Source organism: Rheinheimera sp., assembly GCF_020217005.1.
In the GTDB taxonomy this organism is placed as follows: Bacteria; Pseudomonadota; Gammaproteobacteria; order Enterobacterales; family Alteromonadaceae; genus Pararheinheimera.
Genome location: NZ_JAIWOI010000211.1, coordinates 1 through 10,000, shown reverse-complemented (window position 1 = coordinate 10,000; position 10,000 = coordinate 1). Strand labels below are relative to the sequence as shown.

Below are 10,000 nucleotides of genomic sequence, written 5' to 3'. Positions count from 1 at the left end.
CAGCTTTCACATTGAGGTTGTTATGATAGAAAAAATAAGAAAAATCATCGTATTAGGTGGAGGCTCTGCCGGCTGGATGACAGCTGCGGCTTTAGGGAAAGTATTAAAAAATCAGTACTGCCAAATTCAGGTCATAGAATCCGAACAGATAGGCACTGTAGGTGTAGGCGAAGCTACTATTCCGCAAATCATGTTGTATAACGATTTGATTGGCCTGGACGAAAATGACTTTATGCGCCGTACTCAGGCCACCTTTAAACTGGGTATTCAGTTTGTGGATTGGCAAAAACCAGGCAGCAGTTATTTCCATGCTTTTGGTGAAGTCGGCAAAAATATGGAAGGACTGCAGTTTTATCACTACTGGTTAAAAATGCGCTCCTTGGGTAAAGCGGCGCCGCTGGATGAATACACCCTTAGTTCGCTGGCCTGCCTTGAACAACGTTTTATGCGGTCCATGGATGCAGGTAACTCGCCGCTGTCGAATATCGCTTATGCCTTTCATTTTGACGCCGGGCTTTTTGCCAGGTATTTACGGGAGTTAGCCGAACAATGGGGCGTGCAACGCACTGAAGGTGAAGTGGTTGAGGTCAAACAACTGGACAATGGGTTTATCCACTCTTTGCGCCTGGCCGATGGCACTGAACATGAAGCGGACTTTTTTATCGACTGCTCAGGTTTTCGTGGCCTGCTGATTGAGCAAACCTTAAAAACCGGCTACGAAGACTGGAGTCACTGGCTGCCCTGCGACAGAGCCATAGCTGTGCCCAGTGCCAGCACGTCTGAACCCTGGCCTTTTACCAGAGCCACAGCCCAGCCTGCTGGCTGGCAATGGCGCATTCCGTTGCAACACAGAGTCGGCAATGGCCATGTCTTTTGCAGCCGTTTTATGTCGGAAGACGAAGCAACCGCTATTTTGCTGAAAAATCTGGATGGGGAAGCTTTGGCCGAACCCAGACCTATCCGCTTTGTCACAGGTAAACGCAAAAAATTCTGGAATAAAAACTGTCTGGCTGTCGGGCTGGCGGGTGGTTTTATGGAACCGCTGGAGTCCACCAGTTTGCATCTGGTACAAGCCACTATTTCCAAGCTGTTTAGTTTTTTCCCTGATCGCAACTTTGCCCAAAGTGACATAGACGAATTCAACCGCCAGATGCATTTTGACTATGACAAGATCCGGGATTTTCTGATCCTGCATTACCATGCCACAGAGCGGAATGATTCGGAGTTCTGGAACTATTGCCGCACTATGTCAGTGCCGGAAGAGCTAAACCAGAAAATCCAACAATTTAAGGCCAGTGGCCGTATCTTCCGCTTTAACAATGAAATGTTCAGCGATCTGAGCTGGTTTGAAGTTATGTTGGGTCAGGGCATCACACCCAAAGCCTACCACCCTATGGTGGACCTGTTTCCTGAAGCTGAACTGGAAAAACGACTGGAAGGTATTCGCAGCGTGATCCGCAAATCTGTCGACTATATGCCATCGCACCAAAGCTTTATCGACCAGCATTGCAAAGCCGGAAAAATCTACTGATGAAACCAGCTGTGATGCAATTTAGCCGGATAGGCCAGCAGCAACAGCCGCTGCTGGTGGTGGATGATTTTATTCCTCAGCCCGAGCGACTGATCCGCTACGCCTTACAACAAGGGGACGTGCGGCAGGCTGCTGGCCTTTATCCGGGCTTGCGTTCTGCGGCGCCAGCGGCTTTTTCTGCGTTTCTGCTGCAACAGTTAGCCCAGCCCATTCGGGACTGTTTTGGCCTGACACCAGATCAGCTCCAGCAGGTTCAGAGCTACTTTTCTCTGGTTTGTACCCCGGCAGCCGAATTGTCGCTGTTGCAATCTATTCCGCATTTTGACCGGCCCTGCCCGGACCAACTGGCAGCCATTTATTATTTATGTGGTGAACAGCATGGCGGCACCAGTTTTTACCGTCACCGCAGTACAGGTTATGAAGCCATTACTCCAGAGCGCCAAAACCATTACCAGCACGCACTGCAGGCCGATGTTCAAAAGCATGGGCAGCCCAGCGGTTATATTTGCGGCGACACCCCCCTGTTTGAAGTGATAGCCACTGTGCCTGCCCGTTTTAACCGACTGGTGTTGTACCGCTGTTCTTCGTTACACTCAGGCGATATAGGGCCTGACTACCAATACGACCTGAATCCCCTGTCAGGACGATTCACCATAGCGTCTTTTTTGTCTGCCACTTCAGGCTGAATCAGACAAAACTCAGCACCAGACTGATGATCCCCCCTGTCACCAGCAATTGCAGCAGGCAATAGCCCATAATATCTTTGGCTTTAAGGCCTGCTATTGCCAACACAGGTAAAGCCCAAAACGGCTGGATTAAGTTAGTCCAGGCGTCGCCCCAGGCCACAGCCATGGCAATACGATTGACTTCAGCCCCTAATTCCAAAGCTGCGGGTATCATCACTGGAGCCTGCACCGCCCATTGACCACCGCCGGAAGGGATAAAAATATTCACCAGACCAGCGCTGATAAAAGTCCAGAACGCCAGACTGTCGGCCGTAGCAAAGCTGACAAACCACTGCGATAAAGACTGAGCTAAACCCGACTGCATCATCACCGCCATAATGCCGGCATAAAACGGAAACTGAATAATAATGCCAGCCCCGCCCTGAATGGCCTGCTGCAGGCTATGCAATAAACGCCTTGGTGTACCATGCAGTAAAATCGCCAGAAACAAAAACAGAAAGTTCACTATATTCAGATTCAGCCCACCGGCTTTAGCAAAATACTGCAGCAAATAAGCCGCTGCGGCCACGACGATTAAAGCTGTGATCACAAAACTGTTTTCCAGCTTATCGGCAGGTCGTGCTGTGGTTAAATCGGGCAGAGTTTCAGGGGTTAACTTAGCCGGGTCTATATAAACCGCATCTTCAGTTTTAGGTCGCATCAGGTAATTCAACAGCGGCACCACAAGACATAAAGCCACCACCAGCAGCAGATTAAACGAGGAAAAAATAGTGTCGGATGTTGGAATAATGCCTATCTGAGCTTCGGAAAAATGGCCGGACGTGGCAATAGTTAAAGGCACTGAACCCGACAAGCCTCCATGCCAGATAACAAAACCTGAATAAGCACTGGCGATTAGTAAGGGGTAATCGACCTGGATCCGCCGCGCTAAAGCTTTAGCAAACAAAGCCCCAACGACTAAACCAAAACCCCAGTTCAGCCAGCTGGCGGCTAAAGACACCAGCGTCACCAGCACTATGGCCTGACCCGCAGTTTTGGCCAGCAGCGCCAGCCTGTCCAGCAAAGAGCTGACGAAAGGAGTGCTTGCCAGCATAAAACCTGTTACCAGCACCAACAGCATTTGCATCGAAAAACTCAGCAAGCCCCAAAATCCATCGCCCCATTGCTGCGCCACAGCCAAAGGACTTTGTTGTTCAAACAGGATGGCAGCAACAAACACCAACAAGCTCAATAACAACACAAAAATATAAGGGTCAGGCAGGTAACGCTCGACCAGTTTCACCAGGGGTTTAGCAACGGCGTTTAGCATCTTTTATCCATCATTTTTATCTGCTTCTGCTGTTACCATAAAGCACTGTGCTTATCCGGGCAATTAAAGCAGCGCCTTTCCGGCTACAGCCTGCGTGAGCCTCAGCTTTCATCACAGCTCTGACTTCTATCTGATGCAGTGCTGAGTGCTATTGACGACATGAGAGCCGAAATCCTGATTCAGCTCATCCTAGAGAACTCAGGATGCTTCAGATAGACTAAGGCGATCTCAGATACTAAGGGTAGTCATGGAACAGGGTGAACATATTCTGGTTGTCGACGACGACAGAGAAATCCGTGAACTGGTAGGCAACTACCTGACTAAAAATGGCATGAGGGTCAGTCTGGCTGCTGATGGCCGGCAAATGCGTTCTTTCCTCGAAGCCAATACGGTCGATTTAATTGTACTGGATATTATGATGCCGGGAGATGATGGCCTGCGCTTATGCCGTGAACTGCGCGTCAGCAAACATAAAGCCATTCCTGTTGTGTTATTGACGGCCCGCAGCGACGAAACCGACCGTATAGTAGGGTTGGAAATGGGCGCTGACGATTACCTGACTAAACCTTTTTCTGCCCGAGAGTTACTGGCACGGATCAATGCAGTACTGCGACGCACCAGAATGTTGCCACCTAACCTGCAGATCACTGAAAGCAGCCGTTTAATAGGCTTTGGCGACTGGCGGCTCGACACCAGTGCCCGGCATTTGCTGGATAATACAGGCACAGTGGTGTCTTTAAGTGGCGCCGAATACAGATTGCTTCGGGTCTTTCTGGATCATCCGCAACGAGTGTTGAGCCGTGAGCAATTACTCAATCTGACTCAAGGCCGTGAAGCCGATATTTTTGACCGCTCCATCGATTTGCTGGTGAGTCGTTTACGCCAGCGCCTGCGTGATGATGCCCGCGAAGCGGCCTGCATCAAAACAGTGCGCAACGAAGGTTATGTCTTTACCTTACCACTGCAACTGCTTGAACCGGACACCTGAGCATGAAGCCGCTGCGTTTGCCTCAAAGTCTGGCCGCCCGCCTGGCCTTTATTTTATTAGTAGGCCTGATATTGGCTTATGGTTTGTCCTTCAGCTCGCAGTTTTATGAGCGCTACCAGACAGGCCGCAACGTGATGCTGAATAATTTATCCACAGATGTCAGTACAGCAGTGGCCTTACTGGACAGGTTACCAGCTGAAGAAAGAGCGGGCTGGTTGTCTTTAGTGGAACGACGCAACTATAGGTATCTGCTGGACCAGCCCATCCTTGGCGAGCCGATGGATATGAAGCAGCCCCATGCGGCCGCTCTGACTATTGCGCAGTCAGTCGCCAAACGATTCGAACCCGTGTTTCAGACTATGCCCGGATCACGACCTCATTTTCAGGTGCATATGACTTTAAGCGACGGCAAGCGACTGACACTGGATGTTACACCAGGCGCTATACCTATAGCTCAGTGGTTACCTATAGTACTTATTCTGCAACTGCTGGTTTTATTGGGCTGTACCTGGCTGGCGGTGCATATGGCCATTCGGCCTTTAACCCGCTTGGCACAGGCTGTGGATCAACTGGACCCGGATGCGCCCAGCCCGGAGCTGGATGAACAAGGCCCCAGCGAGGTGGTGTACGCCGCCCGTGCTTTTAATACGCTGCAAAGCCGTATTGCCGCTTTTCTGAAAGAGCGGATGCAACTACTGGCCGCTATTTCACATGATTTGCAAACCCCTATCACCCGAATGAAACTGCGGGTGGAGCAAATGGATGGCTCGTTGGAAAAAGACAAGTTGTGGAGTGATTTAAGCGAAATGCAGCATTTGGTCAGAGAAGGCGTGGCTTACGCCCGCAGCATGGACAGTGCCGCAGAGCCAGAATGTCGTATCGACCTGGATGCCTTTCTCGATAGTTTAGTTTGTGATTACCAGGACAGCGGCCAGGCCGTCAGTCTCACAGGCAGTGCGGCCGCGGTGATCAATACCAGACCTCATGCGCTGCGCCGTATCCTGACCAACCTGACAGATAATGCGCTGAAATTTGGTGGCAGTGCCGAATTAACCGTACAAAACATGGGATCTGGCATCCAACTGCAGGTACTGGATCAGGGGCCTGGTATACCAGAAGCAGAACTGGAGCAAGTGCTGCAGCCTTTTTATCGGGTCGAAAGCTCACGCAATCGGGAGACTGGGGGCACAGGTTTAGGGCTGGCTATAGCACAACAACTCAGCCATGCGCTAGGCGGCCACCTGAGGCTACAAAACCGTGTTGAAGGCGGCTTATGTGTTACTGTCGAATTGCCCCGCTGATGTAACAATACCGGATACATAGAGATACAAAAGGCCTGATCGCCGACATATTGGGGATACAGCAAACACAGAGAATGGACAGCGAAGCAGCGACTGCATCCCGCATGGCGCGCTTAATCTGAAGGATCCTGTCCATGACTTATACCAACTCCGGGTCCGGCCTGCGTGGCTGGACTTTATTTGCGCTGCTGTCGTTAGCTGTGTTGCTGTTCGCGACCAGTACCATGCTGTGGCATACCGAATTAGTGGATGCCTTACGCAGCGCTATTCGTGTCACAGCCCGCACCTCCTTTACATTATTCCTGCTGACCTTTTTAGCCTCTTCGCTGGTGATTCTGTTGCCAAACCAGGGCACCAAAGCGCTACTTAGGGAAAGGCGCTTTCTCGGCTTGTCCTTTGCGTTTTCGCATCTGGTGCACGGTATTCTGATCATGATTTACGCCACTATGTTTCCTGAAACCTTCTGGAATGGCCGCACCGCAACCGCCAATATCCCCGGTTCTGTGGGTTATCTGTTTATTTTGTTGCTGACGATCACCTCCTTTCCTGTGATGGTTCGTCTGCTGGGTTTCAACATCTGGAAACTGTTGCACTCAGCCGGTACCTGGGTGATAGCCGCTATTTTCTGCCTGTCCTTTTACAAACGTATTCCGATGCACCCCTGGTATCTGATTGGTTTTAGCATCATGGTGTCGGCCATTGTGTTAAAGCTCACAGCAAAAGTAGCAGTGCATAGCCGCAAATCGGTAAAGAGTGGGGCCGTGCGATGAATGATTCTGTGAAGTCCCTGACAAAAACCTTATCTGCATCTTTGAATACGGCCGGTCTTTGGCTGGCTGATGTCCCACTGCGCTTGTTTCTGGCCTGGGAGTTTTTTGAAGCAGGTCTGAAGAAATGGCACGGAGAGAACTGGTTTGGGCAAATCCAGTCGAATTTTCCGCTGCCCTTTAATCTGTTACCGGTCAACCTGAACTGGCAGCTGTCGATGTGGGTGGAGTTAATAGCCCCGGTTTTGCTACTGCTGGGTCTGGGTACCCGTCTGGCCAGCCTCGTGCTTATGCTACTGACCTTAGTGGCGACCGCTGCGGTGCACTGGCCCGCAGAATGGTCCACTTTATCAGAGTTGGCTATGGGCTATTCCATCAGTGATAAAGGTTATGGCAATTACAAGTTACCTTTGATTTATATGCTGGGGTTATTTTTGCTGCTGCTTAAAGGCGCAGGCCAGTTGAGCCTGGATGCTTTGCTGCGTAAACGCAGCTGATACTGAATTCATGTTGTACTACAGGTGGCAGCAGGGCTGAAATTATCTTCAGCCCTTTTTTATGCTTCAGTGCCTAGCCCGAAATAACTGCCTGCAGATGTAGCTGTTCCAGCAGCGCTTTGCCTGCAGGTAAAACAGCGTCCAACGTCACCTCCATGCTATCAGCCAATGCGGTCAGATGCTGCCGCCCTGTCCACTGCTGTTGTTGCACTGAGACCAGCAAAGCATAAGCCAGAGGAGCCAGGCGGGAGAAGTGCACTTGATGGTCGGCTTTGCGCTGCGCCAGTAATAAGGTTGGCTCTGACAAGGGCTGCTTTGGCAGATGAGCAGGTCCTATATCACAGACGGGCCATTGGTAGGCTAAAGGCCAAGCCAATTCAGAGAGCACAAGCACAGTATCCAGCAGCTCAGTCACTGCAGGAACGACAGGCGGTTGTGCATGACTAAGCAACAACACAGTCTCAACCTGCTCATAATGCGCAAGCTCTGCCAGCCACAGCGGTAGTTTCAAAGATTCTGCCACGCCTTGCTGCAGATAAAACGCAAACTCAGAGGCAAGTTCGGTGAATAAGGGCGTCTGACAGCGGTAACTGGCATAAAAATCCTGCACCAGCCTATGCCAGTCGGCAGAACCAAGGCTGGCAGAAAGTACCGGAAAGCCTGAAGCCAACATGGCTTCGATATTGCCATAAAACAAACGACGGTAAATCGCCAGACGCCGGGCTTCGATCCCTGGTGGAGGTGCACAACCTGCAGGGTTGCGCACATAATGTGCCAGACTAAGTAATTGCTGCTCTAAGGTCCTATCCATGGCGGACTCCCTGCTGTTGCAACTGACGTATCTGTGATACTTCCATCACTAAGTCCGACAAAGGCGGAAAGTTAAAATCCCGCTCCAATAAGGTGGGTACAGCGCCAAAACGCTGATAAGCCAGACGCAATAAACTCCAGACGTCGGCTTTTACCGGCGCGCCATGAGTGTCTATTTTCAAATCCACAGCTTCGTCATAGTGACCGGCCACATGCATACAGACCACCCGCTCAGCCGGAATAGCCGCCAGATAGGCCTTAGCGTCATAATTATGGTTGATGGAGTTCACATATAAATTATTGATATCAAGCAGCAAATCACAATCGGCTTCACTGATCACCGCTTTTAAAAACTCAATTTCAGCCAAGGCCTGAAAAGGCGCGGCGTAATAGGAGATATTCTCCACCGCAATACGTCGCCCAAGCACATCCTGCACCTGACGGATACGTGCAGCCAGATGCAACACAGCTTCGTCCGTAAAGGGCAGAGGCAATAAATCGTATAAGTGGCCTTCATCAGAGCAATAGCTCAGGTGCTCACTGAACAGAGGCACCTGAAAGCGATCCAGAAAAGCACGGCTGCGCTGTAGTAACTGCATATCCAGTGGCGCAGGGCCTCCTAACGACAAAGACAAGCCATGACAGCTCAGTGGAAAACGCTCCGCCAGACTCATCAGTTGCTGACCATAAGCACCGCCCACATCTATCCAGTTCTCAGGTGCACATTCAAGAAAATCAACTACATGGCTATCCATGCTCAGTAATTCAGGCAATAAAGCACGGCGTAAACCCAGGCCAGCACCTTGTAAAGTAGTCTGTGTGATCATCAGCTTTCTCCTCCAATAAAAAAGCCCCCGCCAGCAAAAAGCATGGCGGGGGTTAGCTTAGTTAAAACAACCTGTATTACTTCGCCTGACTCAGGCGGGTAAACAGCTCTTGTGGTAAGTCTTTGCCATTGGATTCATAAACACTTTTCATGTATTGATAGGTCTCTGCTTCAGACAAAAAACCATCGCGGTTTGTATCAATTTCGTTAAAGACTTCAGCACGGGTTGGCGCCACAGCCAGAAACTCTTTGCGCGAAACCAAATTGTCATCGTCTGTATCCGTAGTGGCAAAAGAGGCATCACCACATTTACCTTCGCCACACTTGCCTTCAGTCGCTGCTACTTTGGTGCTGCTTTCTGCTGCACCGCATTTACCTTCACCACATTTACCTTCACCTACTTTTACCAAAGTCGTCAGTTGGTAACCTTGAGGTAAAGAGTCCATAGCAAAGGCCGCTGAGCTCAGGTTTAAACCACCGACTAACGCTACGGTCATAAATCCTAAGCCTGTTGTTTTTAACGATTGATTACGAGACATATTGTTTCTCCAGATATCTAACGCGGCATGTCCGCGTGCTGATGCCATGATGGCGTGTTGCCAAACAAAGTCTGCTTGTTCGGGTAGAGCTATTAAGCCCCAGGCTTGTATCCTCAACGTATCGGAGAACCACTGGATTTGTATCACTCTGTATCTGTAAGGCTGCCAGCTACAAAACATTACACCTGAGCCAGATCAGGACATATCCGCGGCACATTCAAATGAAAAACTAACTCTTATCGGGCTGTCACAACCCGACCACGCCTTTGATGGCAAACTATCAACCTCCTGAAAGGAAAAAATGATGATCGCTAGCATTGAAAAAGTTGTTTACACAGGTAAAACCCACACCACTGGTGGTCGCACTGGTGAATCCCAAAGCTCTGATGGTCGGTTAGATATTAAATTGTCGGTACCAGGTTCTGCAGGGCCTGGCACGAATCCAGAGCAATTACTGGCCGCTGGCTGGTCCGCCTGTTTTATTGGTGCCATGGGGAAAGCTGCAGCCGAACTCAATCTGACGCTGCCTAAAGAGACAGCTGTAGATGCTGAAATTGATTTAGGCCTGACCGACAACGCCTACTTTTTACAAGCGCGACTAAATGTCAGTTTGCCGGGTCTGGAGCCAGAGCATGCACAACAGCTGACTGACAAGGCACATCAAATCTGCCCATACTCTAAAGCCACGCGCGGCAATATCGCAGTCACTATCAGGCTGATTTAACTCAAAGCCCGCTTCACCGCGG

The 10,000-nt window shown here is 50.3% G+C and carries 11 protein-coding genes; 7 read left to right on the top strand and 4 right to left on the bottom strand.

The genetic code is table 11. The annotated features are described in order from the left end of the window. Positions 1–1,531, top strand: a 1,531-nt coding sequence (locus LDL40_RS10400) for a tryptophan halogenase family protein (RefSeq protein WP_300995278.1), incomplete at its 5' end; no start/stop codon positions are given. Continuing rightward, positions 1,531–2,217, top strand: a complete 687-nt coding sequence (locus tag LDL40_RS10395) for a DUF6445 family protein (RefSeq protein ID WP_300995276.1) — start codon at positions 1,531–1,533, stop codon at positions 2,215–2,217. The genes LDL40_RS10400 and LDL40_RS10395, both read left to right, overlap by 1 nt. 1 nt (position 2,218) lies before the next feature. On the opposite strand, the gene LDL40_RS10390 is transcribed toward LDL40_RS10395, so the two are convergent. Beyond that, positions 2,219–3,526 carry a short-chain fatty acid transporter gene (locus LDL40_RS10390; RefSeq protein ID WP_300995275.1) on the bottom strand — a complete coding sequence of 436 codons (1,308 nt, stop codon included), beginning with the start codon at positions 3,524–3,526 and terminating at the stop codon, positions 2,219–2,221. 247 nt (positions 3,527–3,773) lie between these two features. Between LDL40_RS10390 and LDL40_RS10385 the strand changes: the two genes are divergently transcribed. The 4 genes from LDL40_RS10385 (at position 3,774) to LDL40_RS10370 (ending at position 7,079) form a co-directional block, all read left to right on the top strand. Further along, a complete protein-coding gene (locus tag LDL40_RS10385; protein ID WP_300995274.1) occupies positions 3,774–4,514 on the top strand; it encodes a response regulator in 741 nt (246 codons plus the stop codon). A 2-nt stretch (positions 4,515–4,516) separates the two neighbouring features. Then, the gene (locus LDL40_RS10380) at positions 4,517–5,815 is read left to right on the top strand and encodes a HAMP domain-containing sensor histidine kinase (RefSeq protein WP_300995273.1); all 1,299 of its coding nucleotides are present in this window, start codon (positions 4,517–4,519) and stop codon (positions 5,813–5,815) included. A gap of 134 nt (positions 5,816–5,949) precedes the next feature. Next, on the top strand, positions 5,950–6,585 hold the full coding sequence (locus LDL40_RS10375; protein ID WP_300995272.1) for a ferric reductase-like transmembrane domain-containing protein: 636 nt from the start codon (positions 5,950–5,952) through the stop codon (positions 6,583–6,585). Beyond that, positions 6,582–7,079 carry a DoxX family protein gene (locus tag LDL40_RS10370; RefSeq protein ID WP_300995271.1) on the top strand — a complete coding sequence of 166 codons (498 nt, stop codon included), beginning with the start codon at positions 6,582–6,584 and terminating at the stop codon, positions 7,077–7,079. The genes LDL40_RS10375 and LDL40_RS10370 overlap by 4 nt, the downstream gene beginning before the upstream one ends. A 73-nt stretch (positions 7,080–7,152) precedes the next feature. On the opposite strand, the gene LDL40_RS10365 is transcribed toward LDL40_RS10370, so the two are convergent. The 3 genes from LDL40_RS10365 to LDL40_RS10355 all read right to left on the bottom strand — a co-directional run bounded on the left by LDL40_RS10365 (position 7,153) and on the right by LDL40_RS10355 (position 9,254). After that, complete coding sequence (locus LDL40_RS10365) at positions 7,153–7,890, bottom strand: DUF2063 domain-containing protein (protein ID WP_300995269.1); 738 nt, start codon at positions 7,888–7,890, stop codon at positions 7,153–7,155. Then, positions 7,883–8,716, bottom strand: coding sequence for a DUF692 domain-containing protein (locus LDL40_RS10360; protein ID WP_300995268.1), 834 nt, complete (start codon positions 8,714–8,716; stop codon positions 7,883–7,885). The genes LDL40_RS10365 and LDL40_RS10360 overlap by 8 nt, the downstream gene beginning before the upstream one ends. A 76-nt stretch (positions 8,717–8,792) precedes the next feature. Then, positions 8,793–9,254, bottom strand: coding sequence for an EF-hand domain-containing protein (locus tag LDL40_RS10355; RefSeq protein WP_300995267.1), 462 nt, complete (start codon positions 9,252–9,254; stop codon positions 8,793–8,795). Between the two features lie 301 nt (positions 9,255–9,555). Here LDL40_RS10355 and LDL40_RS10350 point away from each other — a divergent pair, with 301 nt between their 5' ends. After that, positions 9,556–9,978 (top strand): organic hydroperoxide resistance protein, encoded by a 423-nt coding sequence (locus LDL40_RS10350; RefSeq protein WP_300995266.1) that lies wholly within the window; start codon positions 9,556–9,558, stop codon positions 9,976–9,978. The last annotated feature ends 22 nt before the right edge of the window (positions 9,979–10,000 follow it).